27 protein-coding genes are annotated in these 24,393 nt (G+C 62.0%); 13 read left to right on the top strand and 14 right to left on the bottom strand.

Annotation, left to right across the window (positions count from 1 at the left end; all coding sequences use genetic code 11):
• Window positions 1-373: 373 nt before the first annotated feature.
• Window positions 374-715 carry a hypothetical protein gene (locus tag ACSAMM_RS11345; RefSeq protein WP_178725119.1) on the top strand — a complete coding sequence of 114 codons (342 nt, stop codon included), beginning with the start codon at window positions 374-376 and terminating at the stop codon, window positions 713-715.
• A gap of 4 nt (window positions 716-719) precedes the next feature.
• On the opposite strand, the gene ACSAMM_RS11340 is transcribed toward ACSAMM_RS11345, so the two are convergent.
• Genes ACSAMM_RS11340 through ACSAMM_RS11330 form a run of 3 tightly spaced genes read right to left on the bottom strand, consistent with a single transcriptional unit; the run spans window position 720 to window position 3,279 of the window.
• Window positions 720-1,535 (bottom strand): metal ABC transporter permease, encoded by an 816-nt coding sequence (locus tag ACSAMM_RS11340; protein WP_178725121.1) that lies wholly within the window; start codon window positions 1,533-1,535, stop codon window positions 720-722.
• Between the two features lie 50 nt (window positions 1,536-1,585).
• Window positions 1,586-2,314 carry an ATP-binding cassette domain-containing protein gene (locus ACSAMM_RS11335; RefSeq protein WP_178725123.1) on the bottom strand — a complete coding sequence of 243 codons (729 nt, stop codon included), beginning with the start codon at window positions 2,312-2,314 and terminating at the stop codon, window positions 1,586-1,588.
• Window positions 2,311-3,279 (bottom strand): metal ABC transporter substrate-binding protein, encoded by a 969-nt coding sequence (locus ACSAMM_RS11330; protein WP_457791478.1) that lies wholly within the window; start codon window positions 3,277-3,279, stop codon window positions 2,311-2,313. Before ACSAMM_RS11330 ends, ACSAMM_RS11335 begins: the two co-directional genes overlap by 4 nt.
• 157 nt (window positions 3,280-3,436) lie before the next feature.
• Here ACSAMM_RS11330 and ACSAMM_RS11325 point away from each other — a divergent pair, with 157 nt between their 5' ends.
• Window positions 3,437-3,847: a Fur family transcriptional regulator gene (locus ACSAMM_RS11325; protein WP_457791477.1), complete on the top strand. Its 411-nt coding sequence runs from the start codon at window positions 3,437-3,439 to the stop codon at window positions 3,845-3,847.
• Between the two features lie 208 nt (window positions 3,848-4,055).
• Here ACSAMM_RS11325 and rd read toward each other — a convergent pair whose 3' ends face one another.
• The 3 genes from rd to ACSAMM_RS11310 all read right to left on the bottom strand — a co-directional run bounded on the left by rd (window position 4,056) and on the right by ACSAMM_RS11310 (window position 5,606).
• Window positions 4,056-4,214, bottom strand: a complete 159-nt coding sequence (rd, locus tag ACSAMM_RS11320; protein ID WP_178725130.1) for a rubredoxin — start codon at window positions 4,212-4,214, stop codon at window positions 4,056-4,058.
• Window positions 4,215-4,302: 88 nt separating this feature from the next.
• On the bottom strand, window positions 4,303-5,163 hold the full coding sequence (gene rsmA / locus ACSAMM_RS11315; protein ID WP_457791476.1) for a 16S rRNA (adenine(1518)-N(6)/adenine(1519)-N(6))-dimethyltransferase RsmA: 861 nt from the start codon (window positions 5,161-5,163) through the stop codon (window positions 4,303-4,305).
• A 35-nt stretch (window positions 5,164-5,198) separates the two neighbouring features.
• Complete coding sequence (locus ACSAMM_RS11310) at window positions 5,199-5,606, bottom strand: cytidine deaminase (RefSeq protein ID WP_178725135.1); 408 nt, start codon at window positions 5,604-5,606, stop codon at window positions 5,199-5,201.
• Between the two features lie 135 nt (window positions 5,607-5,741).
• On the opposite strand from ACSAMM_RS11310, the gene ACSAMM_RS11305 reads away from it, so the two are divergent.
• Window positions 5,742-6,230, top strand: coding sequence for a deaminase (locus ACSAMM_RS11305; protein ID WP_178725137.1), 489 nt, complete (start codon window positions 5,742-5,744; stop codon window positions 6,228-6,230).
• A gap of 66 nt (window positions 6,231-6,296) precedes the next feature.
• Here ACSAMM_RS11305 and ACSAMM_RS11300 read toward each other — a convergent pair whose 3' ends face one another.
• Entirely contained in the window at window positions 6,297-7,688 is a 1,392-nt protein-coding gene (locus ACSAMM_RS11300) for a D-alanyl-D-alanine carboxypeptidase (RefSeq protein ID WP_178725139.1), read from the bottom strand.
• Window positions 7,689-7,885: 197 nt separating this feature from the next.
• Between ACSAMM_RS11300 and ACSAMM_RS11295 the strand changes: the two genes are divergently transcribed.
• Together ACSAMM_RS11295 and ACSAMM_RS11290 are read left to right on the top strand one after the other, a co-directional pair.
• A complete protein-coding gene (locus ACSAMM_RS11295) occupies window positions 7,886-8,569 on the top strand; it encodes a metallophosphoesterase (protein ID WP_178725141.1) in 684 nt (227 codons plus the stop codon).
• Window positions 8,570-8,579: 10 nt separating this feature from the next.
• A complete protein-coding gene (locus tag ACSAMM_RS11290; protein WP_457791473.1) occupies window positions 8,580-9,437 on the top strand; it encodes a GNAT family N-acetyltransferase in 858 nt (285 codons plus the stop codon).
• Window positions 9,438-9,487: 50 nt separating this feature from the next.
• Here the strand turns inward: ACSAMM_RS11290 and ACSAMM_RS11285 are convergent, their stop codons facing one another.
• The 3 genes from ACSAMM_RS11285 to ACSAMM_RS11275 are packed head-to-tail and all read right to left on the bottom strand — an operon-like array spanning window position 9,488 to window position 12,783.
• Window positions 9,488-10,699: an ABC transporter permease gene (locus tag ACSAMM_RS11285; RefSeq protein WP_457791471.1), complete on the bottom strand. Its 1,212-nt coding sequence runs from the start codon at window positions 10,697-10,699 to the stop codon at window positions 9,488-9,490.
• Window positions 10,686-11,834, bottom strand: coding sequence for an ABC transporter permease (locus tag ACSAMM_RS11280; RefSeq protein WP_457791470.1), 1,149 nt, complete (start codon window positions 11,832-11,834; stop codon window positions 10,686-10,688). Before ACSAMM_RS11280 ends, ACSAMM_RS11285 begins: the two co-directional genes overlap by 14 nt.
• Before the next feature lie 16 nt (window positions 11,835-11,850).
• Window positions 11,851-12,783, bottom strand: a complete 933-nt coding sequence (locus ACSAMM_RS11275) for an ATP-binding cassette domain-containing protein (RefSeq protein ID WP_457791469.1) — start codon at window positions 12,781-12,783, stop codon at window positions 11,851-11,853.
• A gap of 173 nt (window positions 12,784-12,956) precedes the next feature.
• On the opposite strand from ACSAMM_RS11275, the gene ACSAMM_RS11270 reads away from it, so the two are divergent.
• Window positions 12,957-14,027, top strand: coding sequence for a sensor histidine kinase (locus tag ACSAMM_RS11270; protein ID WP_457791468.1), 1,071 nt, complete (start codon window positions 12,957-12,959; stop codon window positions 14,025-14,027).
• Window positions 14,024-14,650: a response regulator gene (locus tag ACSAMM_RS11265; RefSeq protein WP_178721339.1), complete on the top strand. Its 627-nt coding sequence runs from the start codon at window positions 14,024-14,026 to the stop codon at window positions 14,648-14,650. The genes ACSAMM_RS11270 and ACSAMM_RS11265 overlap by 4 nt, the downstream gene beginning before the upstream one ends.
• Before the next feature lie 87 nt (window positions 14,651-14,737).
• On the opposite strand, the gene ACSAMM_RS11260 is transcribed toward ACSAMM_RS11265, so the two are convergent.
• From ACSAMM_RS11260 to ACSAMM_RS11250, 3 genes are all read right to left on the bottom strand, one after another.
• A complete protein-coding gene (locus ACSAMM_RS11260; RefSeq protein WP_457791467.1) occupies window positions 14,738-14,962 on the bottom strand; it encodes a helix-turn-helix domain-containing protein in 225 nt (74 codons plus the stop codon).
• A 152-nt stretch (window positions 14,963-15,114) separates the two neighbouring features.
• A complete protein-coding gene (locus ACSAMM_RS11255; protein WP_178721335.1) occupies window positions 15,115-15,333 on the bottom strand; it encodes a helix-turn-helix domain-containing protein in 219 nt (72 codons plus the stop codon).
• 165 nt (window positions 15,334-15,498) lie between these two features.
• Window positions 15,499-16,050, bottom strand: a complete 552-nt coding sequence (locus ACSAMM_RS11250; RefSeq protein ID WP_178721333.1) for a hypothetical protein — start codon at window positions 16,048-16,050, stop codon at window positions 15,499-15,501.
• Between the two features lie 171 nt (window positions 16,051-16,221).
• Between ACSAMM_RS11250 and ACSAMM_RS11245 the strand changes: the two genes are divergently transcribed.
• Complete coding sequence (locus ACSAMM_RS11245; protein ID WP_178721369.1) at window positions 16,222-18,876, top strand: calcium-translocating P-type ATPase, PMCA-type; 2,655 nt, start codon at window positions 16,222-16,224, stop codon at window positions 18,874-18,876.
• A gap of 63 nt (window positions 18,877-18,939) precedes the next feature.
• Here ACSAMM_RS11245 and ACSAMM_RS11240 read toward each other — a convergent pair whose 3' ends face one another.
• Window positions 18,940-19,239, bottom strand: coding sequence for a helix-turn-helix domain-containing protein (locus ACSAMM_RS11240; RefSeq protein ID WP_178721331.1), 300 nt, complete (start codon window positions 19,237-19,239; stop codon window positions 18,940-18,942).
• A gap of 246 nt (window positions 19,240-19,485) precedes the next feature.
• On the opposite strand from ACSAMM_RS11240, the gene ACSAMM_RS11235 reads away from it, so the two are divergent.
• The 5 genes from ACSAMM_RS11235 to ACSAMM_RS11215 all read left to right on the top strand — a co-directional run bounded on the left by ACSAMM_RS11235 (window position 19,486) and on the right by ACSAMM_RS11215 (window position 24,369).
• The gene (locus ACSAMM_RS11235; RefSeq protein WP_178721329.1) at window positions 19,486-19,734 is read left to right on the top strand and encodes a helix-turn-helix domain-containing protein; all 249 of its coding nucleotides are present in this window, start codon (window positions 19,486-19,488) and stop codon (window positions 19,732-19,734) included.
• Between the two features lie 103 nt (window positions 19,735-19,837).
• Window positions 19,838-20,587, top strand: a complete 750-nt coding sequence (locus tag ACSAMM_RS11230) for a hypothetical protein (protein WP_457791465.1) — start codon at window positions 19,838-19,840, stop codon at window positions 20,585-20,587.
• 137 nt (window positions 20,588-20,724) lie between these two features.
• Entirely contained in the window at window positions 20,725-21,198 is a 474-nt protein-coding gene (gene greA / locus ACSAMM_RS11225; protein ID WP_178721325.1) for a transcription elongation factor GreA, read from the top strand.
• A 250-nt stretch (window positions 21,199-21,448) separates the two neighbouring features.
• Window positions 21,449-22,963 carry a lysine--tRNA ligase gene (lysS, locus tag ACSAMM_RS11220; protein WP_457791463.1) on the top strand — a complete coding sequence of 505 codons (1,515 nt, stop codon included), beginning with the start codon at window positions 21,449-21,451 and terminating at the stop codon, window positions 22,961-22,963.
• Window positions 22,964-23,238: 275 nt separating this feature from the next.
• Window positions 23,239-24,369, top strand: coding sequence for a MarR family transcriptional regulator (locus ACSAMM_RS11215; protein ID WP_457791462.1), 1,131 nt, complete (start codon window positions 23,239-23,241; stop codon window positions 24,367-24,369).
• The last annotated feature ends 24 nt before the right edge of the window (window positions 24,370-24,393 follow it).

Here is a 24,393-nt window from a genome sequence, read left to right as displayed (position 1 = left end):
TATCGTCCTAGGTGGGCGCCAGCCCACCGTCGTCCTCTGCCTTGCCGAATGACAAAATACGCAGGCTGAGGTCAAAGAATTTTTGGGGCTGAGCGGGGGTTCACAGCAAGGCGGCCGATCGCGCCATGCTGTCGCATGGCAAGAGAGGCCAACGCCGCTGTGGGCGCTCGCTCTCCCAAAAATCGGAGGTTGTTCGCTCCCCCTCGCCTTATTTATACCATTTTTTCGGGGCCAATGCAAGACAAACCGCCGGACAGGCCTGCAAATCCGTCCGACGGTTTCCGACAAGGGAAAATTTTCCGGGGGGGTGCAACAAATGGCGGGCGAACCGCCACTCAAACAATATCAGGCATGAAAAAGGGAGGAAGGGAAGATGGGCAACTGGAAACGGGGGCTGCGGCTGGCGGCGCCGCTGCTGATCCTGCCGCTGGGCTTTCTGGCGTATCGGCCCCTCAACCAATGGGTGATTCTGCCCTGGCTGGGGTGCGGGTGCCCGGTGATGGACGCGGCGGGGAATCTGAGGGCGCCGGTGTTCTGCGCCAACGATTTCACCCGGCTGACGGCGCTGCTGCTGGCGGCGGGGGCGCTGGTGTTCGCGGTGGTCAACCTGCGCCGGCTCGAGAAGGCGCGCACGAAATGGCTGTATATGGCGGTGTGCGCGGTGTGGATCGGGCTGCTGGCGGTGGGGTTCGTGCGGGCGCAGCTGTGGAAGTAGGCGCTCAGCCGCGGCTTTTATCCCGCAGCAGGAAGGTACCGAAGAAGAGGGCGGCGGCCACCAGCACGATGGTGGGGCCGGCGGCCACGGCGTTGAAGTAGGAGAGAAAAAGGCCGAGGACGCCGGAGAAGAGGCCGAAAATCAGGGCCAGAAGATGATAGCTGCGCATGCTGCCGGCCACGTTGCGGGCGGCGGCGGCGGGGAGAATCAGCATGGCGTTGATGATGAGCAGGCCCACCCACTGGATGGCCAGCATCACCACCACGGCGATGATCACCACGAACAGGTTATCCAGCCAGCCCACGGGGATGCCCTTGCTGCGGGCGAGGGCGGGGCTGATGCTCACAGCGTGGAGCTGGTTGAAGCACAGGAGCCAGACCACGGCCACCACCGCCAGGGTGACCGCCAGGGCGATGAGCTCGGGCGCGGAGATGCTCAGAATGTCGCCGATGAGCAGGCTCTGGTATTTGGCGAAGCCGCCGCCCCGGGAGAGCAGCACCAGGCCGAGGGCCACCCCGCAGGAGGAGAACACGCCGATGACGGTATCGGTGGAGGACAAGCGGGAGTGGCGGATGCGGTTCATCAGCAGGGCGAAAACGATGGCGAAGACCACCATGACGGCGCTGTACCGGGTCATGCCCAGCAGCACGCCGATGCCCACGCCGGTGAGGGCGGAGTGGCCCAGGGCGTCGGAAAAGAAGGCCATGCCGTTATTGACCACCATGGTGCCCAGAAGGGCGAACAGGGGCATGATGAGCAGCACCGCGAACAGGGCGCTGCGCATAAAATCGTATTGCCACCAGCTGAAAAGCGCGTCCATATCGTTCCTCGATTCGTTGATTCGTCTGCCGCCCGGCCGGGCGGCGGTTTTTATTTGTGCCCGGGGAAGGCGTCTCGGAAGGCGGGGGAGGCGAAGACCTCGGCGGGGGTGCCGGCGGCTTTCACCGAGGTATCCAGCAGCAGCACCCGGTCGGCGCTGCGCCGGACGTAGTCGAGATCGTGAGAGATGAGAAGGATGACCAGGTCGGCGGTGGCCCGCAGCCGGTCGATTTGCTCATAAAAAAGCTGGAGGCCGGCGTTGTCCACGCCGGAAACCGGCTCGTCCAGTATCAGAAGGTCGGGCTGAGGGAGGGTGGCGACGGCCAGCAGCACCCGCTGCAGCTCGCCCCCTGACAGGCGGCCCACCGGCTTGTCCAGAAGGCCGGCGGCGGCGAAGCGGGAAAAATGGGATTCCAGGGCGGTCACGGCCTTTTTGCGGCGGGGGAGAAAGGCCGGATACCGGGAGGTGAAGGACAGGGCCATATCCAGCACGGTGGCGGGGGAGCCCTTGTCCACGTTCAGGGTCTGGGGCACGTAGCCGATGCGGGGGGTGCCCGTGGGACGGCGGCCGTCGTGGCCGCTGAATTCCACCGTGCCGGTGTGGCGGATTTCGCCGAGGATGGCTTTGAACAGGGTGGATTTCCCCGCGCCGTTGCGGCCAATGACGGCGGTCAGCTCCCCGCAGTGGGCGTGGAGGCTGACATCGTCCACCAACAGGGTGTCGCCGGCTTTGACAGTGATATGCTGAATCTTCAGGCAGTGCAGGCCGCAGCCGCTCATGCGCCGTCTCCTCCTTTCGCGCCGGAGAGCCCCTCCAGCAGGGACAGGTTATAGGTCATGGCGTCCAGCCAGGCGGACGGGACCGGGTCGCCCGACACGCCGGTGCGCAGGGCCAGCACCCGGCTTTCCCGGGCGGAGGCGCCCACGTAGGCGTATTCCACCGGGTATTGGGAGTCATACAGCAGCAGGATTTGGCCGGCGGCTTTGGCTTGCTGTTCCGCCTGGGCCAGGTCGGCGGCGGACACCCCCGACTCCTCCCCTATGGACAGGGAGGCGGCCACCGTCAGCCCCCAGTCGGCGGCCATGTAGGACAAGGAGTCGTGGAAGGTGACGCAGGTTTTGAAGGGCAGGGATGCGGCGGCGGCCTTCAGGCGGCCGCCGATGGCCTCGATCTGCCGGATGTAGGCGGCGGCATTTTCCTCGTACTGCTTGGCGTGGGCCGGGTCATGGCGGCACAGGCCGTCCCGCAGGTTTTCCACCTGCCGGCGGTACCGATCGGGGCTCGTCCAGATATGCTCGTTATAGAAAACCTCTTCCTGCTCCGAATGGTCATGACCCTCGTGCTCGTGGTGCTCCCCGCTTTCGATCAGGGGGACGCCCGCGGAGGTATCCACCACGGGGAGATCGGGAGACTGGGCCAGGACGCCGTCCAGGAAGGATTCCGCCCCCGCGCCGTTGACGGCCAGCAGGGACGCGCCGGAAAGGGTGATCCGGTTGTCGGGGGAGAGCTGATAATCGTGCAGGCAGCCGGTGGTGGGGCCGGTCAGGCTGACCACCTCCACCCCCTCCACCCCGTCGGCCAGGTTGAGGGCCGCGATATACACGGGATAGAAAGAGGCCACAATCCGGGTTTTCCCAGCGGGACGCCTGTCCACGCCGACCGCCAGGGTCAGCAGGACGGAGGCCGCCAGGATCCCCGCCATCAGCAGGGCGACCTTGCCGTAAATTCGAGTGGATCGGGTCATAGGAGATCTCCTTTATTGCAACTGGTTTGCAATAAACAGTATACACCGGTAAGGGGGAATGTCAAGCGCTTTTTGTCGTCCAGGGCCGATTCATTGACATCCGGAGGGGTTTTGACTATACTGAGGGAGAGGAAAACCGGAGGAAGGAGGCGGCACGATGGCGGGAAAGCCGAGGGTGACCAAGCAGAAACAGCTGATTATGGCCATCCTGAAGGAGTCGGCGGTGCCGCTGACCGCCGGGGAGATTTACGAAAGGGCCTGCAGGCAGCAGCCCACGTTGGCGAAATCCACCGTGTACCGCAACCTGGAGGCTTTGCGCGAGCGTGGAGAGGTGTCCCACGGGCTGCTGGAAAACGGGGAAAGCCTGTACGAGGCCGTCCGGCCCCATGAGCACAAGCATTACATGATCTGCAAGGGCTGCAACGCCATGGTGGATCTGCCCGCCTGCCCCCTGCACGCGCTGGAGGAGGAGATAGCCGGTGCGGCCGGGTTCACCGTCACCGACCACGTCATCCAGCTCTACGGCTACTGCAAGGATTGCCGGAAGGACGGGAAGGACGAACGGTAAGGATAAAAATCGGCCGGCCCCGCTAAGGGCCGGCCGATTTTGCAGCTTGTCGACAAGCTACTGGATGGGGACGCCGGATAGCACGTGCCCCCCTCCGCCCATTCGGGCAGAGGGGGGCACCCCACTGCCAATGAAAAAGCAGCGCTCTCCAACGGCTTCGTTCGCTGTGGAGAGCGCTGCTTTTATGCACGAATTTCCTCTGTCCGGCTTATTCGGCTTCGAACATGTCCTTGCCCACGCCGCACAGGGGGCAGACGAAATCGTCCGGCAGAGCCTCGAAGGCGGTGCCGGGGGCGATGCCGGCGTCCGGCGCGCCCTCTTCCGGGTCGTAGACATAGCCGCAGACGGTGCATACGTATTTTTTCATAATGCTCTTCCTTTCTGTTGGGAGATGAAGATATTCAGGCGGGGCAAGGCCCCGGAACCTGACAGTAGTATCGGCCGGGATCGGCCGATTATGCGGCGGGCCCGTCCAGCGCGTCGGCCAGGGAGGCGAACTGCGGCAGAGTCAGCTCCTCCGCCCGGGCGGTTTCCGAGATGGAGACGGCCCGCATGGCGGCCTGGACGGCCGCTTTGGAGCAGCCGGCGGTCACCAGGGCGTTGGGCAGGGTCTTGCGCCGCTGGCCGAAGGCCGACCGGATCAGGCGGAACAGCAGCGCCTCGTCCCGCACCGCGCAGGGCGGCGTTTTCCGGACGGTCAGGCGGATGACCGCGCTGTCCACGTTAGGAGCGGGCAGAAAGCTGCCGCGGGAGACGGAAAACAGGGTTTCGGCCTCAGCGTAATATTGCACCGCCAGGCTCACCGCACCGCATTCCCGGGTGCCGGGCCGGGCGCACAGACGTATCGCGGCCTCTTTTTGCACCATGACCGTGATGCCGGTCACCGGCAGGCGGCTTTCCAGCAGCCGCATCAGGATGGGGGAGGTGATGTAGTAGGGCAGGTTGGCGCACACAGCCACCTCCCGGCCTTCGAACCGCTCCCGGATGAGGGCGGCAAGGTCCAGCTTCAGCACGTCGCCGGAGACGATCTCCACGTTGTCATGCTCCGCCAGGGTTTCCCCGAGGACCGGCAGGAGGCGCTCGTCCAGCTCGATGGCCACCACCTTGGCGGCCCGCTGCGCCAGCTCGTGGGTCAGCACCCCGATGCCCGGCCCGATCTCCAGCACGCCCCCCTGGGGGGACGCGCCGCAGGCCTCCGCCATGCGGGGGCAGACCGAGGGGTTGATGAGAAAATTCTGCCCCAGCTTTTTGGAAAACTGGAAGCCGTGGCGGGATAAGATGTCTTTGATGGTGCCGATATCGGTTAATCTGGTCATATAAAAGTCCTTATGTTTGAATTTTTGGATACCGGTCACGCGAGATCCCGGCGGGTAAAGGCGTCCGGCAGGAGGGCGGACAGGGTGGTTTCCCGCAGGGGATCCCCCTGGGCTCCCGGCTCGCCGGCGGCGCAGATCACCGCCATATCCCCAAATTCGGCCAGCAGCTGCCGACAGACGCCGCAGGGGGGAACAGGCTCCTCCCCCGCCGCGACGGCCAGGGCGACAAAGGCGGTCTCCCCGGCGGTGACAGCGGCGGTCAGGGCCGCCCGTTCGGCGCAGATGGTGGCCCCGTAGGAGGCGCTTTCGCAGTTGACGCCGCAGTAGACCTCCCCGGAGGAAGCCAGCAGGGCCGCCCCCACGGGGAAGCCGGAATAGGGACAGTAGGCGTGCACCCGGGCGGCCCGGGCGTAGGCGACGAGCAGGGCGGAATTCACAGCCATAAAGGTCATCCTTTCTGAGGGGGCGAAGGGAGGCGAGGCGTCCCTCTTCGCCGGATGGTCTTGCATCCGGGCGGAAAATCCGGTATCATGGAGAGGTAGGATGCAGGCAATGCGGGACGGGAAAGGAGTTTGCGTATGCAGCGAAGGGACCGGGAAAACTATTATCTGGACATCGCCCAGGCGGTGCTGGGCCGGGGCACCTGTCTGCGCCGGAATTTCGGCGCCATCATTGTCAAGAACGATCAGATTCTGTCCACCGGGTATGCGGGCGCGCCGCGGGGGCGGCAGAACTGCAGCGATCTGGGCGTCTGCCTGCGGGAAAAGCTGGGGGTCCCCCGGGGGGAGCGGTACGAGCTGTGCCGATCGGTGCACGCGGAGGCCAACGCCATCATCCACGCCTCCCGCAGCGAAATGACGGGCGCCACCCTGTATCTGGTGGGCGTGGACGCCCAGACGGAGGAGCTGGTGCCCGACGCGAGCCCCTGCTCCATGTGCAAGAGGATGATCATCAACGCGGGGATTTCCCGGGTAATCATCCGGAACACGCCCGACTCTTTCACGGCCATTTATGTGCAGGACTGGATCGAAAACGACGGATCCCTCCAGGGGGAACGGGGCTACTGAGGCAGCCGCCGGAAAACCGCTTGCGGGCCATGGACAGTGGCCCGCCTTTTTTATGCGGCCGGGCGGCTATTTGTATTTTTTGACCTTCTGCATATTGTTTTTCCGGCGGTTGCGGTTGTGGACGATATTGAGAATAATATACAGCACGAGCAGGCCGACCAGCAGGCCGATGCCCGCGTAGAACCAGGGGGAGGACAGGAAGCCGCGCACCTTTTCCCACACGGCGAGAATCTGGCTTTGCTCCACCGATTCCCCGGCCACCAGCTCCACCTCGCCGATTTTTTGATCCAGGTTGACGTACAGCTCCACCTTGCCGTACACCGTCCCCTTTTCCACCGGCGCGTCCACCGTCTGCTTATACAGGGTGATTTTGGGCAGGATGTCCTCGCTTTTCAGGGCGTTGTACACCACGGTGGCGAACTCCTCCTTGGGCACAAGGGGCACCTTGTCCTTGCTCCAGGCCAGGTTCACGCCCACATGGGCCAGGATTTCGTTCTTGGTCAGCACCGGCTTATAGGTGAAGGAATTGAAGGCCCATTTATACAGGGCCTTGGTATCCAGATAAAACGGGTTGAGGGTGCCGTCGGCGGCCTTTTCCGGGCAGCCCATGACGATCACCATGTAGTCGTAGCCCTCGGCGCTGGCCACCGAAGCCAGGCACCAGCCGGCCAAATCGGTGAATCCGGTGCGCCCGAACTGCATAGGCTCATAGTAGTAGGGGGAGGAGGGCTTCATCATGCTGTTGCCGGTCGTCAGCGTCCAGGGCTTACCCTTGGCGGTGGGGTTGATGTCGTAGGACCAGACCTTTTTCGTCAGGGTGTTGAACAGGGGATAATCCATGACCGTGCGCATGATGCGGTAGATGTCCCGGGGGGTGGTGTACTGGGTCAGGGCGTCCAGGCCGGTGACGTTGGCGAAGGAGGTGTGGGTGCAGCCGAGCTCTTTGGCGTAGGCGTTCATCCCCTTGACGAAGTCCCCCACCTTGCCGGTGGGGCTGAGGGTGGCGGCCAGGGTGACCGCCGCGTCCCCGGCGGTCTGCAGCAGGGAGGCGGCCAGCAGATCCTTAATCGTCCAGGTCTCGCCGAAATCCATGTTGGCGGTGGAGATGCCGGTGCCGGCGACGAAGCTGTTGAACATCCACACCTCATAGGTGCCGGTGGCGGTTGCCACGTCAATATTGTTTTCCTCGATGAGTTTGAGGGCGTAGGCCCCCACCATCAGGCGCACCAGGGCGGCGGGGGCGCGCACCTCGTCGGCGTTTTTCTCAAACAGCACGGTGTCCTGCTCCGGCGTCAGGCCGAGATAGACCACCAGGGCGGCGGGAGAGGCGACGGTCAGGTCATCGGGCAGCTTATAGGGCGAATCCGCCGCTGCGGGCAGGGCGAGCCCCGCGCCCAGCAGGCAGACGGCCGTCAGGAGGGCCAGAGCAGATTTCCAACGATGTATGATTTTCTTCATAGACATTCCCCAATGTTCTCTGGTATACTATTGTACGGGGTGACCCCCGGTTCATTCGGATAAAAGGCGGCGGCTGTACGAGCCCTGACGGGCCGGCAGCTACCGGTTGTTCTTTAGTATACCACAATCATTTCCAATTTTCAGCGGGAATTTTGAGTTTTTGCGATTGTTTTTCAGAAAGTGTGGAGGAGTTATCGATGGTTTACATCACCGGCGACCTGCATGGGGATCTGGCCCGCCTGTCCGCGCCCGATATGCGGCAGGTGAAAAAAGGGGATACCCTGATTGTCTGCGGCGATTTCGGCTTCATCTGGAATGGGGACCGCCGCGAGAAAAAAATCCTCAAGCGGCTGGGGGCGCTGCCCTACACGCTGCTGTTCCTGGATGGTCGGCACGAGAACTACGATTTGCTGGCCGCGTATGAGGAAAGCGAATGGCATGGCGGGCGCGCGCAGGTGATCGAGGGAAACCTCGTGCACCTGATGCGGGGAGAAATCTACGACATCGAGGACGAGAGCTATTTCGTGTTCGGCGGCGGGGAAAGCGACGATCACGACCTGCGGGCCGACAGCAAGACCTGGTGGGAGGCGGAGATGCCCACTGCCGGGGAGATGACCCATGGGCTCGAGAACCTGGAGGCCCATGGCAACCAGGTGGACTACGTCCTGACCCATGAGCCCTCCGCCCGGTCGAGCGGGTATCTGGCCAGGGGGGCGCGCATCAACGGGGTGAACGTCTACCTCAACCAGGTGGAGGAAAGGGTGCGCTTCAAGCGGTGGTTTTTCGGCTGCCTGCACATGGATAAAACCATGAGCAAACAGCATATCGCCGTGTTCAGCCGGGTGGTGCCGGTGCACGAGCCCCATCACAAGAAAAAGTAGGGGACGGGACATGGAGCTGGACAAACATATCCGGGACAACGCCGCTCGCCGGGAGAGCTTTATGGCTTTGGCCGAGCGGGTTTTCGGGCTGTCCTTCCGGGAGTGGTATGCGGGGGGCTGGTGGTCGGAGCGATACCGGCCCTACGTGCTGGCGCACGGAGACCGGGTGCTGGCCTGCATAGCGGTTAACGTCATGGACACCGCCTGGCGGGGGAAGGATCGGAGGTATATCCAGCTGGGCACCGTCATGACCGATCCAGCCTGCCGCGGGCAGGGGCTGAGCCGCCGGCTGATGGAGGCGGTGCTGGCCGACTGGGAGGACGCCTGCGACGGCATCTATTTATTCGCCAACGAGACGGTGCTGGAGTTCTATCCACGGTTCGGCTTCGAGCGAGCGGCGGAGTACGAGTGGACGCTGCCCGTCCGACAAGAGGCGGGGCCCTGCCGGCGGCTGGACATGGACAGCGCCGCCGACAGGGAGCGGCTGCGCCGGGTGTACGATCGGGGAAGCCCCTACGCCGCGCTACCGGCGCGGAACAATTTCGGGCTGCTGATGTTTTACGCCGGCTCCGTATATAAAGAAGCGGTGTATTATATGGAGGATTGGGATATGGCCGCGGTGGCGGCGCGGAACGAGGGGCGGCTGATCTGCCTGGACGTGTTCGGCGGCGGGCAGGTTCCCCTGGCCGCGGTGCTGGCCCGCCTGGCACGCGGGAAGGAGGACGTGACCCTAGGGTTCGCGCCGCCGGACGGGACGGGGGCCGCCGTCCGTCCGCTGGGCGGGGACGACGCGCTGTTCGTGCTGCGGGGGAAGGAGAACCCGCTGCGGGAGGGGCGGCTGCGGTTCCCGGCCCTGTCCCATGCGTAAGGACGCAAAAAACCGCCGCGGAAGCAACTCTTCCGCGGCGGTTTTTTGTATTATCCGTTCATTTCGGTGGCGGTGGGGGCGAAGCCGCTGCTGCTCTGCCGCCGCAGGCGGCCGAGCACCAGGGCCACCGAGAAAAAGGCGGCGGCGAAGCCCAGCTGCACCAGTATGTCGCCCACGACAGGGGCGAGGACGGCCCAGTCGTATCGGGTCAGCGCGGTAATTTTCTCCAGCGCCGAGGTATACCAGAAGGTAGGGGTGAAGCGGGAGACGGTGAGGATGCCGTCGCCGAGCAGCTCCAGCGGCACGAAGGCGCCGCCCAGGAAGCTGAGAGCCAGGGCCAGAAAGTTGGCCACCGCATTTTGAACATTGCCCCCCCTGATGAACAGGGAGACGAGAAAGCTCAGGCTGAGGGCCACGATCAGGTAGACGAAGGAGTTGCCGATCATCAGCAGGACGGTGCGGGGATCCGCCCCGCCCAGCCGGCCGCCGTAGATAAGGAAGCCGATGATCACCGTCAGGCACCAGAAGGCCGCCCCCACCAGGCCGGTGCACAGGCTCAGCTGCAGGTTCATCGTCCGGGGGCGGATGGGGGCGCACAGGTTACGCATGCGCAGATCCGGACGGTTGAACACCATCATGACGTTGCTGACGGTGAGCACCAGCAGCACCATCAGGATATACCCCATCATCCGGTAGTATATCGCGAAGGTTTCGTCCACCGGGGAGCTGCCGCCGAACCGCTTTTTTTCCACCGGCGCCTGTACCTTCAAATCCTCCGAGACGGCGGCCAGGCGCTGGGCTTCGGACAGGCCGGGCAGGGCGGTTTGATACAGGCGGGCGGCGGACAAATACTGCTCCACCAGGCGGTTCATATAGGTGCCGGAGGCGGAACCGGGGACGGCGGTCTGCTCCACCCGCATGGATCCGCCCGCCGCAAAGTCGGCGGAGAAGCCGGCGGGGATGACCAGGATGTAAGAGACCTGGCGGAAAAACAGGGCGTCCTGCAGGGCCTCCTTGTCGTCCGGCAGCTCTTTGAGATCGGCGTTCTGGGCGAGATAGGCGATGAGGCCCTGGGAGAGGGGGGAGCCGCCGTCCCGATCCACGACGGCGACGGCGGTTTTGGTGCGGTTGAAGGTCTGGTCGTTCTGCTGCACAGACATGGAGGTCATCACCACCGACAGGGCGGTGAAAATCACCAGATAGATGAGAAACGCCGCGTACCGCCGCCGGATGACCAGGGCGCAGGCATTAAATACTTTCATATTTCCGCCTCCGAAGGAAGAGCACCGCGCCGCCGAACAGCGCCGCGGCCATGGCCAGCAGGACGCCGATGTCGAGGAAGAAGCGGTGGTAGGTGTCGAAATAATACAGGCAATAGAAGGCGTCCGCGATGCGGGCGGCCGGGTTGAGCCAGGCGACGGCGGGGGCGTTCTGGGCCACCTGGTAGCTGATGCCCTCCATCATCAGGCCGGCCAGGAAGCAGCAGACCATGGACAGGCTGACGAGCAGGCCGGTTTTGGTTATGGGGCTCAGGCGGGTGGCGGCCGAGAGGAGGGCGCCCAGGGAGACGCCCACCAGGCTGCCCGCCAGGCAGGTCAGCAGCACGAGGCCGAAATGCGGGCCGAAATCCACCCGCAGCACCAGGGCGATGTAGGCCAGGGTGGTCAGCAGGCAAGCGCTGTGGATGGTGAAGCCGCTGAGCAGGTCGGCCAGCACCATCTTCATCTTTTTCACCGGGGCCAGGCTGCGGCGCGCGCCCAGGGGGGAGAGGTTGGCCTGCAGATAGGTGATGATGTCCATGCCGGTGAAGCTGCCGTACAGGCAGACCATGGCCAGCAGGGCGTAATAGTAGTTAACGGTGGCGGAGGGCCTGGCGGCCGAGAGAGAGAATTCCCGGATGTAATCGGCGCCGCGGCTAATGGCGGCGATGGCGGCAGGCAGGGCGTCGGGGTTTTCCCGGGCGACGCGGGACAGGGAGGCGGCGGTCTGCCGGTACTCGTCCAGAAAGCTTTTCAGGATGGTCTGGTTCAGGCCGTCCTCCTTGACGATCAGGCAGGGGACGCCCTGCGCGTCCAGGCGAAAGTAGCCGGTGACGGCCCCCTTATCCAGCAGGGCGTCGGCCTCCTGCACAGAGGCGGCCCGGGTGAGGAGAAGCAGGCGGCCCTCCCCCTCGGCGGAAACGGCGTCCAGAGTGCCGGAAAAGGCGGGATCCGCCTGATAAGCCTCGTCGGCCACCACGGCGGCGGGGATGGGGGCGAAGGCATCGGCGCTGTCCAGACGGGAAAAGGCGAAGAAGAACAGGGTGGCCAGCAGGAGGGGGAACACCCAGGTCCAGAACAGGGTGTCCCAGGTGCGCACCGAAACCCGCAGGCGGTAGATATATTGGTTCCAGAACATGTCATTTCCGCCTTTCTCAGTCCCGCAGTTCCTTGCCGGTGATTTCCAGGAAAACGTCGTTGAGGGTGGGGGGCTCGGAATACACCCGGCCGAAGGACAGGTCCTGTTTGTTCAGGCAGTCCAGCAGGGTGATGAGGTTATGGCCGCCGCTTTGGCACCGGACGGTCAGCCGGGCGTCCGCATAGTCGGCGCCGGTGACGCCGGGCAGGGCCCGCACCGTCTCCAGGGTATCCGGCCCGAGGGCGTAGATCTCCACGGTGATGGTCTCCCCGGTGCGGATCATGGCCTTGAGCTCCTCCTTGGTGCCGGTGGCGATGGCCTTGCCCTTATCCATGATCATGATCCGGCTGCACAGCTGCTCCACCTCTTCCATGTAGTGGCTGGTATAGACGATGGTTGCGCCCTCCCGGTTGAGCCGCTCGATGCCTTCAAGAATGGCGTTGCGGCTTTGGGGATCCACCGCCACGGTGGGTTCGTCCAGGATGATGAGGCGGGGCTTGTGGGCGACGCCGCAGGCGATGTTCAGCCGCCTGAGCAGGCCGCCGCTGAGCTTTTTGGGCAGGAAGCGGCGGTAATCGCCCAGGCCGGTGAAGGCGACGGCCTCCTCGACCAGAGGGGCGCGCTTTCGTTTATCCGGCACATACAGGCTGCAGAAATAGTCGATGTTTTCCTGCACGGTCAGCTCGTTGAAGACCGCCACGTTCTGCATGACAATGCCGATGTCCCTCTTGATGTCGTAGGCGTCGGGGGACATGGGCTTGCCGAAGATTTCCACCCGGCCCTTGTCGTATTTCAGCAGGGACAGGATGCAGTTGATGGCGGTGGTCTTGCCCGAGCCGTTGGGGCCGAGAAGGCCGAAGATCTCCCCTTCGGCGATTTGCAGGCCGAAATGATCCAGCGCCACCAGGTCGCCGTATCGTTTGACCAGATTTTCCACTTGAATGACCATAGAGCAGCCCTCCGTTTCTATCTTCCAGTATACCAGGGTGCCGGGGTAAGGGCCAGTGAAAAGGATCACAACCGGACGTGACAAATGTCACCAGTTGGCGCGCCGTTCTGTACAAGGCGGGCGGGATATGCTAGAGTAAAGACAGCGGTTCTATAGCGAAAGAGGGGGATGTCGTGCGACGGTTGGCGGACAAGGGCATACTGCTGGCCTGCGGACTGACGCTGCTGTTTTACCGCCCGCAGGTGGGGGCGATAGATGTGGCGGCGCTGCTGACCGCGGTGACGCTGTGCGCGCTGGGCTCTTACTGCGGGGAGAGGTTCCGGCTGGCGGCGGGGATCCTATACCCCGCGCTGTGCTGCCTGAACGGGGCGTTCCTGCCCTTCCTGCCGGCGCTGACCTACGACGGCTTCAGCGGCCGGCGCCGGCTGCTGTATGGGCTGTGGCTGGCGCCGGTGCTGCTCCGGCTGGGAACCGTCCCGCCGGCCCTGACCGTGTCGGTGCTGGTTTTCACCGGGGCGGCGCTGCTGCTCGGGTTGCGCACCCAGGGGCTGCTGCGGTACCGTAGCCAGTACCAGGAGGCGCAGGACGGCGCCCGGGAACTGTCCCTCCATCTGGAGCGGCAGAACCGGGAGCTGCTGGACAAGCAGGATTACGAGGTGCGGCTGGCCACCCTCAACGAGCGCAACCGGATCGCCCGGGAGATCCACGACAACGTAGGGCATCTGCTCTCCCGCTCCCTGCTGCAGGTGGGGGCGCTGCAGGTGGTCAACCGGGACGAAACGGTGCGGCAGGGGCTGGACACCATGAGGGACACGCTGTCGGGGGCCATGGACAGCATTCGGCGCAGCGTCCACGATCTCCACGACGAGTCGGTGGATCTGCATATGCAGCTGGAGGCGATGCTGCGCGATTTCACATTCTGCCCGGTGAAGCTGGACTACGACTCGGGGGAGATGGACCGGGGGCTGAAGCTCGCCTTCCTGGCCATCGTGCGGGAGGCCCTGTCCAATGTGATGCGCCATTCCGACGCCACGATGGCATCCGTCACGGTGCGGGAGCATCCGGCGCTGTACCAGCTGATCATCCGGGACAACGGCACCAGGCGGCCCGAAAGCGACGGGCGCGGGATCGGGCTGAGCAACATGGCCGAACGGGTGGAGGCCTACCGCGGCACCTTCCGCATCGATAGGGACGCGGGCTTCAAGCTGTTTATTTCCATACCGAAGGAGGGGGTGCGCCCATGAACATCGTCCTGGTGGACGACGACGCGCTGGTGTGCGCGTCGCTGAAAACCATCCTGGAGGCTGGCGGCGAGGTGCGGGTGGCCGCCACGGGGAGCAGCGGGGCCGAGGCGGTGGCGCTCTACCGGGCGCACCGGCCGGACGTGCTGCTCATGGACATCCGCATGGCCGGGATGACGGGGCTGGAGGCAGGGGAAAGCCTGCTAAGGGAATTCCCCGACGCGCGCATCCTGTTCCTGACCACCTTTTCGGATGACGAGTATATCGTCCGGGCGCTGCGCATGGGGGCCAAGGGCTACCTCATCAAGCAGGATTTCGAGAGCATTCTGCCCGCGCTGCGGGCGGTACACGCGGGACAGAGCGTGTTCGGCGGCGAGGTGATGGGGCGGCTTCCGGGGCTGATGCAGAGCGGGGGCGGCTTCGACTACGCGGCCCGGGGTCTGAGCGAGAGGGAGCGGGACGTCATCGAGCTGGTGGCCAAGGGGTGCAGCAACAAGGAGATTGCCGACGCGCTGTTCCTCAGCGAGGGGACGGTGCGCAACTATCTCAGCGGGATCCTCGACAAGCTGGAGCTGCGGGATCGTACCCAGCTGGCGGTGTTTTATTACCACCACCCGGCCGGGTGAGGGCATGAAGGGCGGGCGGCCATTGGCCGCCCCTACAAACAAAAAGCTGCCGCCATCTGCAATCCGAGCAGACAGCGGCGGCTTTTTCTATTTGTTCACCGGCTTGTTATCGGTTCTTCCCACCAGATAATCCAGCGAAACGTCGAAGTAATCGGCAATTTTCAGCAGGATTTCCAGCTTGGGTTCCCGCGTCGTCAATTCATAGTTTTGATAGGCCTTTTCCGTTATATCGCAGTAAATTGCCACTTGATTCTGCGTGCAGCCTTTGTCCTTCCTGCACGCTTTCAAGCGTTTTGCTAGAATATCTCTCATTCAAAACACCTACAATCGTTCTTAACACAATCAGTTTAGGCGTTTACAATAGAGAAGATACTAACGATTGTTGGTGATCAGCCTTTTTACGGGTAAAATGGAGAGAAGCGGGAGAAATCCGGGCGATTTCTCCCGCTTATGGGCGCCCGCACCTATTTTCGGGGCGGTTCGTTGCGATTGGTCCGGCCGAGTATGTAGTCGGTGGATGTTTTGTAAAAGTCGGCCAGGATCAACAGGTGTTCCACCGGTATGGTTCTATCGCCCCTTTCATACCGGGAGTAGACCGTCTGGCGGATATGCAGCAGTTCAGCCACCTCCACCTGACGCAGATCCATGTCGTTGCGCAAGTCCTTCAGCCTGGGAAAGTACATGACACACACCTCCGTCGCCCTGAAGCAAGAGAAAATAGAGCCGGCGCGTCTGCCCGGGAAATCGATTCGGTCGGTTCCGTCACCCCTTGCTGGAATCACTTCCTGGTATTGACATTAGCATGTGAAAATATTACACTAATTATGGTAGTACCGTGTGGTACTATTTCACACCAGAAAACGTTTGGCGATGCCCGACGCCATATAGGCCGCCATGTCAATCGCCACATTTTTGCACAGGGGCGCGGTGTTTACAAAGGCGTCGTACTGGCCCTGGCAGGTGGCCCGGGCGATGGAGGTGATCAGCTGGGTCTGGTGGGAAATCATGGCGCTCCATTCCAGCTGTTTCCAGTGGGGGTTCATTTGGGACAGGTGGCGGGCCATCTGGGCGCCGTTCTCCGCCCATTTGCGCCGGGCGGATTCGACGGCGGCGGGATCCCGGTGGCGGCAGCGCTGAGCGTAGATGATGAACAGCCGGTTGTTTTCGTCCAGCAGGCTGACCTGCCGCTGGCCTTCCGGGCCGGGATAGTAGGCGGTGATCAGCCCTTCGTAGGGCCGCTTCTGGGCCAGCAGCTTTTCTTTGACCTCGCTCGCGTTGGGGGTCTGGAACAGGACGGCGTTCAGAAAGGTCAGAGACCAGAACAGGTTGTCGACGGCGAAATTGCCATAGTCCTGGTACAGCTCGAGTTCGTCCTGCAAACGGGCGGCGTCTTCCGTCATGGGCGCAATCTCCTTTCGTGCCTGGCAGAGTTACGATGGATTTCTTTCCAGCGTATGCGCCGCGGGCTCGTCCGGTTCCGGCAAGCGAAGGCATAAACGCGGACTGGTTCCCGTATACATGTTCCATAGCCTGTCTCCTGCGTGCGCGGGGGACGAAGGAGTGTGTCATACGTGAACGGAGCGGATTTCGAGCAGAAAGGACTGACGCCCGCCGAGGTGGTGCGGTCGCGGGAAGAGCATGGGTCCAACCAACTGACCCATAAGAAGCGCAACAGCTTTCTTCGTCAATTTTTAAGCAATTTTGGGGATCCCATCATCAAGGTGCTGCTGGTAGCCCTGGCGGTCAACCTGATTTTCTTGTTCCACCATTTCGACTGGTACGAATCGGCGGGCATCGCCATCGCCATTTTTTTGGCCACCTTTGTGTCCACGCTGTCGGAATACGGCAGCGAATCGGCGTTCAGCAAGCTGCAAGAGGACGCGGCCAGGCTGACCTGCCGGGTGCGCCGCCGCGAGGGGCTGCAGGCGCTGCCGGTGGCGGATGTGGTGGTGGGGGACATCGTGCTGCTCCAGGCGGGGGAACGGGTGCCGGCGGACGGCATCTTGCTGTCCGGCCGGGTGTTCGTGGATCAGGCGGCCCTCAACGGGGAAACCAAGGAAGCGGAGAAGCTCCCCGGCGGCGACGGCACGGATCCCCGGGATCTGCTGGCGGGCAACCGGCTGTTCCGGGGGAGCGTGGTCTGTTCGGGCGAAGGGGTGCTGCTGGTCCAGAAGGTAGGGGACAGCACCTTCTACGGCGGGCTGGCGCAGGAGATCCAGGAGGAGACCCGGGAGAGCCCGCTGAAGGTGCGCCTGGCGGGCCTGGCCAAAACCATCAGCAAGCTGGGCTACGCGGCGGCGGCGGTGGTGGCCGTGGCGGATTTATTCCACGCCTTTTACATCGACAGCGGCATGAACTGGGCCCGGATGGCCCAGGTGTTCGCCTCGCCGGCGGCGGTGTTCGGCCATGTGCTTCACGCCCTGACCCTGGCCATCACGGTGGTGGTGGTGGCGGTGCCGGAGGGGCTGCCCATGATGATCACGGTGGTGCTGTCCTCCAACATGCGGCGGATGCTTAAGGATCATGTGCTGGTGCGCAAGCTGGTGGGTATCGAGACCTCCGGCAGTCTGAACATCCTGTTCACCGACAAGACCGGCACCCTGACCAAGGGGCGCCTGGAGGTGGGCAATTTCCTGACCGGCAGTGGGGAGGCCTATCGGAAGGCGGCGGATCTCAAGCGGAAAAAGGGGCTGTGGGACTGGGTGGAGCGCTCCTGCTCCCTCAATTCGGAAAGCCTGACGGCGGCGGGCAAGGCCCTGGGGGGCAACGCTACCGATCGGGCGCTGCTGGACTATGTTCTGCCGCTGGCCCCGGGAAGGGAGGAGGCCAAGGGCCGGCACGTGCCCTTTGACAGCGCGCGGAAGTTTTCCGCCCTGGAGCTGCCGGGCAGGCGGCTGACCCTGGTCAAGGGGGCGCCGGAGAAGCTGCTGGACGCCTGCAACCGGTATGTGGACGACACGGGGGCGTTCCGGCCCCTGGGAAGCACCCATCTGCTGCGGGCCAAATGGCAGGAGATGACCAAACAGGCCATGCGGGTGCTGGCGCTGGCGATTTCCGAAACCGCGGTGACCGAGCAGGGGGAGTTCAGCCGGCTGATTCTGGTGGGGCTGGTGGGCATCCGGGATGAAATCCGGCCGGAGGCCCGCGCTTCCGTCGAGCAGGTGCGGGGGGCCGGTGTGCAGGTGGTCATGATCACCGGCGACAACAAGGAGACCGCTTCCGCCATCGCACGGGAGGCGGGGCTGCTGGACGCCGCGGACGGTGAGGACGCGGTGCTCACCGGCGGGGAACTGGCCGGCCTGAGCGATTTCCAGGTGCGCAAGCGGCTGCCGGCGCTGCGGGTCATCGCCCGGGCGCTGCCCACCGACAAGAGCCGGCTGGTGCGCATTGCCCAGGAGATGGGACTGGTGGCGGGGATGACCGGGGACGGCATCAACGACGCGCCGGCCCTCAAGCGGGCGGACGTGGGCTTTGCCATGGGAAGCGGCACCGAGGTGGCCAAGGAAGCGGGGGACATCGTCATCCTGGACGACAACATCGCCTCCATCGCCCGGGCCATCCTTTACGGCCGGACGATTTTCAAGAGCATCCGGAAATTTATCATTTTCCAGCTGACCATGAACCTGTGCGCGGTGGGGGTATCCATCATCGGGCCCTTCATCGGCATCGACACGCCGGTGACGGTGATTCAGATGCTGTGGATCAACATCATCATGGACACCCTGGCGGGGCTGGCCTTCGCCGGCGAGCCGCCGTTGGAGGAATATATGGCCGAGCCGCCAAAAAAACGGGACGAACCGGTGCTCAACCGCTATATGCTCAGCCAAATCGTCTGCATGGGACTGTTTACCATCGGGCTGTGCGTGGTATTCCTCAAGGCGCCGATTTTCAAGACCTGGTTCCGGTACGCGGGGGATCCGATTTACCTGATGACCGCGTTTTTCGCCCTGTTTATCTTCTCGGGGATTTTCAACAGCTTCAACGCCCGCACCCATCGAATCAATTTGTGCTCCCACCTGTTCGGAAATTTGTCCTTCGTGGGAATCATGACGGCGGTGGCGCTGGTGCAGCTGCTGCTCATTTATTTCGGCGGCAGCCTGTTCCGCACGGCGGGGCTGCAGCTGTGGGAGCTACGGCGGGTGATGGCGCTCGCCTTCCTGGTGGTGCCGGCGGACATGATCCGCAAGCTGGTCATGCGGCTGTTCGGCCGCAAGGGGACGCTGTAATGGGAGCGGGGCGCGTTGCAAAATCTTGTATTTTGCAACGCGCCCTGCGGAAGTGCCGGCTTTTCAGTCGCCGGAGTTGGCTTTGCGGAATTCGCTGACGACGCCGACGATGCTGAACATTTGGGACTCGGTCAGTCCATCCAGAGAAAAGGGCGATTCGGCTCCCACATGCACGTCGAGAAAGAAGTCGGCGGATACCTGAAAGATGTAACACAGTTTGACCAGAATTTTGTACGACGGGGTGCGCATATAGGTCTCGTACTGGCTGATGGTGGATTTGTCCACACCCAGCAGTCCGGCCAGATGCTTTTGCGTCCATCGCTTCTTCAGACGCAGATATCGGATTTTCTCTCCAACATCCAAAAGGTTTCCTCCTTTCTGAAAAGCAGTCCCCCTCATCCCCTTTGCCAGGCGGCTTTTTCTATTGTATAATTTTGAAATTTACATGATGACATTTTTTATGACAGCCAGATAATATAGCATAACATGTTTTCCACAAAATGAAAATACACCCAAAAATTAGAATACACAAATGCGTTTTAAACAGCAAGTTTCATGGGAATATGCAAACAATATGGAGAAAACCAAAGGAGAAGAGGAGGGAAACCGATGGGCTTATGCGGAGAAAAGCTGCTGTCTCTGCGCCAGAGAGAAGGGCTGACCCAGAAGGAAGTAGCGGTTCAGCTGCATCTGGAGCGTTCCTGTTATACCTATTATGAGCTGGGGCGTTCCAACCCGTCCTACCGGTCGCTGCTGGGGCTGGCGCGGTTGTACGGAGTGACGGTGGAATACCTCATCGACGACGAAATACCGGTGCTGCCGCTGCCGGGGCACCCGATGGGCCGGCCGCGGCGATAACGGCGCGGCGCGGGGAAAACGGAGGTAAACGATGGTCGTCGCGCTGCAGGTCGCGGGGCCGGCACCCCGCCGATGGTTCCGCCGGCGGAAGGCGTCGGCGCAGATGGAGAAAATCCGGGTCGGGGACGGGATGTATTATCTGATTACCGCCCGGCCGGACAAGCGGGGCCGGCTGCCTTGGGAGGAGATCCGCCGGCTGGCGGGCCGGGGCGCGGGGCGGATGCTGCTGCCGGGCGGGCTCGAGGTGCCGGACGAAGCGGGGATAAAGCCCTTTTGCGGGGAGCTGCTGGGGCAGGAGATGATGGCGATCACCGCCGTGCACCTGCTGCGCGTCGGGACGGCCGCGCCGCGGCGCACCATGGCGGCGATTTACGATCCGCGGGGGCGGATGCCGCAGCTGGCCCCCGCCCTGCTGCCTTATACGGCGGACGTACGGGTAGTGACCTCCCGGCCGGAGCTGTACGAGGAGCAGGAGGAGAAGGCCATGGATCAGTACGGGGCCACCTTTTTGGTGACCGGGGACACGGCGGCGCTCCACCGGGCGCCGCTGGTGCTGGCGCCGGAGGGGCTGGGCGGGCAGCGGGCGGGCACCCGCGGCTACGTGCTGTCGGGGGTGCAGGAGACGGGGCGCAACGTGGTGGGCGGCTACATCCCCCGGATCCCGTCCGATTGGCTGGCGGCCAAGCCCGCCTTCTGCGATCCCTGGATTTTTTTGTCCGCCATGTATGAATGGGGGGGCCTGCGGGGCATACTAGCCCGGCCGCCGGCGGCGCTGTGGATGAACGGGCGGTATATCCGCATCGAGGAGGCCGCGCTGAAGCTGGCGGGACTTGACATCGGGATTTCGGTTTAGTATAATACATCTATTGTGGAGCCGTACCTTCAGGGAGGCGGCTCCACCCAGGCCGGGAGGAGGAAAGCCTCCGGCATATCCGGCCTTCGATCATGACCCCGCCGGTTCATCCGGCCCCGGGAGAAATGGAGCGCGGCATGGCAAAAGAATCGATTATGACCAGCGAAGGGCTCAAACGCCTGGAGGATGAGCTGGAAGAGTTAAAAACCGTCAAGCGCAAGGAGATCGCTGAGAAAATCAAGGTGGCGCTGTCCTTTGGCGACCTGTCGGAAAACAGTGAGTACGACGAAGCCAAGAACGATCAGGCCATCATCGAGGGCCGGATCGCTGAAATCGAGAATCAGCTGAAAAACGTCCGCATTCTGGACGAGAGCGAACTGAATACCGAGATCGTACACGTCGGTTCCCGTGTGCGTATCCGCGATGAGGCCGACGCGTCGGAGGAAACCTACAAAATCGTCGGATCCACCGAGGCGAATCCCATGGAGGGAAGGATTTCCGACGAATCCCCGGTGGGCAAGGCGCTGCTGGGCAACGGGGTGGGCGACACGGTGGAGATCGAGATCCCCGCCGGCGTGCTGAACTACACCATCCTGGAGATTTCGAAATAAAGAACCGGCATGGCGTCATGCGGGTTCTTACGGAACCGGGCGAGGCGGCCGGCAGCGGAGAGCTGTCCGGCTCGCCCGCCCGTTTTCGCATACTAGTGTTTTGACCAAGTGATATTTTAGTTTCGCTGCTGCGCCCTCCGCCTTGCGGACAGCCAAGATTCTTGCAGGAATTCCTAATGTATAACCCGGTCAAAGCACGAGTTGACAAGTACAGCTGTCCGCTGCGGGCGGACAGGAAAGGACGGACATTATGAGCGAACCCACCGGTACCCCCTCCCCGATCAGCGAGGAGCTGAGCGAGCAGCAGCTGAGCGAGCTGCTGCAAATCCGCCGGGACAAGCTATTAGCGCTGCAGGAGGCAGGGCAGGATCCCTTTGCCATCACTAAATTCGACGTTGACGCCCATAACGCGCAAATCCGCGAACGCTTCGACGAGCTGGAAAACCAGCCGGTGGTCATCGCGGGACGGATGATGAGCCGCCGCATCATGGGCAAGGCCAGCTTCATGGATCTGCGGGATCACACCGATCGGATGCAGGTGTACGTCAAGCGGGACGACGTGGGGGAGGACCGGTACGCGGATTTTAAAAAGTGGGATATCGGCGACATCGTGGGGGTGGAAGGGTTTGTGTTCCGCACCCAGAAGGGCGAAATTTCCGTGCACGCCCAGAAGATCACCCTGCTGTCCAAGTCCCTGCTGCCCCTGCCGGAGAAGTTCCACGGCTTGAAGGACACGGACACCCGGTACCGCCAGCGGTATCTCGATCTCATCGTCAACCCGGAGGTCAAGGACGCGTTTGTCAAGCGTTCGCGGATCATCACCGAAATCCGGAACTATCTCAACGCCCGGGAGTTCCTCGAGGTGGAGACTCCGGTGCTGCACAACATCGCAGGCGGCGCGGCGGCCCGGCCCTTCATCACCCATCACAACACCTTGGACATCGACATGTACCTGCGCATCGCGCTCGAGCTGCATCTCAAAAGGCTGATTGTGGGCGGGTTTGACCGGGTATACGAAATTGGGCGGGTGTTCCGCAACGAGGGGATGGACACCCGGCACAACCCGGAGTTCACCCTGCTGGAGCTGTACCAGGCGTACACCGATTACAACGGCATGATGGACCTGACGGAAGAACTGATCCGTACGGTGGCGAAAAAGGTGCTGGGCACGGCGCAGATTTCCTACGGCGGCACGGCCATCGACCTGGAGAAGCCGTTCGAGCGGCTGAGCATGGCCGACGCGGTGAAGAAGTACGCGGGGGTGGATTTCACCGCCGTGTCCACGGTGGAAGAGGCCAGGGAGCTGGCTAAGGCGCATCACATCGAGTTTGAGGATCGCCATGGAAAGGGCGATATTCTCAACTTGTTTTTCGAGACCTATGTGGAGGAAAAGCTGATACAGCCCACCTTCATTATGAATCATCCGGTGGAGATTTCGCCCCTGGCCAAGCGGATGCCGGGCAACCCGGCGTATACCGAGCGGTTCGAGCTGTTCATCGTGGGCCGGGAGCACGCCAACGCGTTCTCCGAGCTCAACGACCCCCTCGATCAGCGGGGACGATTCGAGGCGCAGGCGGCCCTCAAGGCCGCGGGGGACGAGGAAGCCAACGACGTGGACGAAGATTTCCTCACCGCGCTGGAGTACGGCATGCCGCCCACGGGCGGGCTGGGCATCGGCGTCGATCGCTTGGTCATGCTGCTGACCGACAGCGCGTCCATCCGGGACGTGCTGCTGTTCCCGACAATGAAGCCACTGGGAAAGTAAAGAGGCTAAAAACCGCATAAAATCAAGGACTTTAGGGTTTTGTGCAGGATAAAAATACGCCAACTTACGCCAGTTTTACGCCAATATGTGCAGTGGTTTATACACAATAGGGTTGCTCTTAGTTCAAGAACCGTGTCTTGCATATAAAGTAAGACACGGTTTTTTGATACATATTTTTATGGTGTAAAGAGTGATGCCCATCCTTTGTTTGAGAAGGTCAATTTACGCGGCCCCGCATTTTTTAATGCGGGGCTTTTTTTATTTGGAGGTGTTTTATGTCAGAGTATCAGTTAGAAATAAAACAGGTCGTGGATTATCCGCGATGCCGTATCTACCGGAAATTTATACAGGCCCTTATAGAAGACCAGAGCATTCGCCTTGGAGGCAGCTCCGGTCTTTTTTATTACACCGTCCTTTGCAGCTATGCAAATTTCCGCACGTCATACAAACGCATAGACGGTATCAGCTATACCATATATCCCGGCGAGTGGCTGTGCCGGATAAGCGAACTTACAGAGTGGTTCCGCACACGGTTTCAGCATCAGGCGGTTTCCATTCTTCAGGTTTTACAGGAACGCCACCTGATTACCTATTCTCGTCTCGGCCGCGGGAAGCTGGTGAAATTCAAAATCCTGGGCTGGCAGAAGCATAACCGCGTGTTGGACTATAACGCGCCCTGTTCTAAGGACAACGGCTTTTTCTTCCTGCCGGTGTCTATCGCCAACGAACTTCTCAGCCAGGGCCGCTGCTCGGAGATGGACGCCCTGCTGGATTTGTGGATCAACACGGTGTATAACGATGAACAGGTACAGGGATCGGACGCTGGCCCAGTGGTGTATCTGCGCAACGGTACGGGCAGCCCTTTGCTCGGCTATACTGAACTTGCACAACGCTGGGGCATATCAAAAGCAACGGTTGGACGGTATCTTGGAAAACTTCGCAGCCAAGAATATATCTCTGTCTTATCCTTCCCTGGGGCTCATGGGAGCGTTATTTGCCCAAACAATTACCTGTCCACTATGTTTGAGGTGTCGGACGTAATGGTAGATAAGGACGAGATTGCCATGTTGCTGCACATCGGTTTGACATTACCAGAAGATAAACGAGAGGAAGAGGAATATGGTTCCGTCAGCGTTTCAGAAAATGAGCATAGCGTCTCAAATCCGTATATTGCATATATTCTTCAAAAAGTCGAGGGAGTCCTTGCCGTACAAGGCTTTTCGTGTTTTTTCTGCCCAAAGATTCAGTATAAGTTATTACCATTATCTCCCGATTGCGAAGGAGAAGTATTTCATATTTCTGGTGATGTAGTGGAGTTCAAAGCTTTACTGGTTATTTTATGCGGGGAAAGCCAGGAACTGTTTCGTTTTGAGTTAAGATTACTGCCGGAGGTGGAAAGAAGATGATAAAAGAGATGGAAAACACAGAGG

Source organism: Anaeromassilibacillus sp. SJQ-5, assembly GCF_054108045.1.
The sequence above is the reverse complement of the archived record's forward strand: the minus strand, read 5'-3'. Positions and strand labels throughout refer to the sequence as shown.

Bases quoted from the DNA above. Each gene is read 5' to 3' on its own strand.
- ACSAMM_RS11345 (WP_178725119.1), top strand. From the start codon at position 374: ATGGGCAACTGGAAACGGGGGCTGCGGCTGGCGGCGCCGCTGCTGATC.
- ACSAMM_RS11340 (WP_178725121.1), bottom strand. From the start codon at position 1,535: ATGGACGCGCTTTTCAGCTGGTGGCAATACGATTTTATGCGCAGCGCC.
- ACSAMM_RS11335 (WP_178725123.1), bottom strand. From the start codon at position 2,314: ATGAGCGGCTGCGGCCTGCACTGCCTGAAGATTCAGCATATCACTGTC.
- ACSAMM_RS11330 (WP_457791478.1), bottom strand. From the start codon at position 3,279: ATGACCCGATCCACTCGAATTTACGGCAAGGTCGCCCTGCTGATGGCG.
- ACSAMM_RS11325 (WP_457791477.1), top strand. From the start codon at position 3,437: ATGGCGGGAAAGCCGAGGGTGACCAAGCAGAAACAGCTGATTATGGCC.
- rd (WP_178725130.1), bottom strand. From the start codon at position 4,214: ATGAAAAAATACGTATGCACCGTCTGCGGCTATGTCTACGACCCGGAA.
- rsmA (WP_457791476.1), bottom strand. From the start codon at position 5,163: ATGACCAGATTAACCGATATCGGCACCATCAAAGACATCTTATCCCGC.
- ACSAMM_RS11310 (WP_178725135.1), bottom strand. From the start codon at position 5,606: ATGGCTGTGAATTCCGCCCTGCTCGTCGCCTACGCCCGGGCCGCCCGG.
- ACSAMM_RS11305 (WP_178725137.1), top strand. From the start codon at position 5,742: ATGCAGCGAAGGGACCGGGAAAACTATTATCTGGACATCGCCCAGGCG.
- ACSAMM_RS11300 (WP_178725139.1), bottom strand. From the start codon at position 7,688: ATGAAGAAAATCATACATCGTTGGAAATCTGCTCTGGCCCTCCTGACG.
- ACSAMM_RS11295 (WP_178725141.1), top strand. From the start codon at position 7,886: ATGGTTTACATCACCGGCGACCTGCATGGGGATCTGGCCCGCCTGTCC.
- ACSAMM_RS11290 (WP_457791473.1), top strand. From the start codon at position 8,580: ATGGAGCTGGACAAACATATCCGGGACAACGCCGCTCGCCGGGAGAGC.
- ACSAMM_RS11285 (WP_457791471.1), bottom strand. From the start codon at position 10,699: ATGAAAGTATTTAATGCCTGCGCCCTGGTCATCCGGCGGCGGTACGCG.
- ACSAMM_RS11280 (WP_457791470.1), bottom strand. From the start codon at position 11,834: ATGTTCTGGAACCAATATATCTACCGCCTGCGGGTTTCGGTGCGCACC.
- ACSAMM_RS11275 (WP_457791469.1), bottom strand. From the start codon at position 12,783: ATGGTCATTCAAGTGGAAAATCTGGTCAAACGATACGGCGACCTGGTG.
- ACSAMM_RS11265 (WP_178721339.1), top strand. From the start codon at position 14,024: ATGAACATCGTCCTGGTGGACGACGACGCGCTGGTGTGCGCGTCGCTG.
- ACSAMM_RS11260 (WP_457791467.1), bottom strand. From the start codon at position 14,962: ATGAGAGATATTCTAGCAAAACGCTTGAAAGCGTGCAGGAAGGACAAA.
- ACSAMM_RS11255 (WP_178721335.1), bottom strand. From the start codon at position 15,333: ATGTACTTTCCCAGGCTGAAGGACTTGCGCAACGACATGGATCTGCGT.
- ACSAMM_RS11250 (WP_178721333.1), bottom strand. From the start codon at position 16,050: ATGACGGAAGACGCCGCCCGTTTGCAGGACGAACTCGAGCTGTACCAG.
- ACSAMM_RS11235 (WP_178721329.1), top strand. From the start codon at position 19,486: ATGGGCTTATGCGGAGAAAAGCTGCTGTCTCTGCGCCAGAGAGAAGGG.
- ACSAMM_RS11230 (WP_457791465.1), top strand. From the start codon at position 19,838: ATGGAGAAAATCCGGGTCGGGGACGGGATGTATTATCTGATTACCGCC.
- greA (WP_178721325.1), top strand. From the start codon at position 20,725: ATGGCAAAAGAATCGATTATGACCAGCGAAGGGCTCAAACGCCTGGAG.
- lysS (WP_457791463.1), top strand. From the start codon at position 21,449: ATGAGCGAACCCACCGGTACCCCCTCCCCGATCAGCGAGGAGCTGAGC.
- ACSAMM_RS11215 (WP_457791462.1), top strand. From the start codon at position 23,239: ATGTCAGAGTATCAGTTAGAAATAAAACAGGTCGTGGATTATCCGCGA.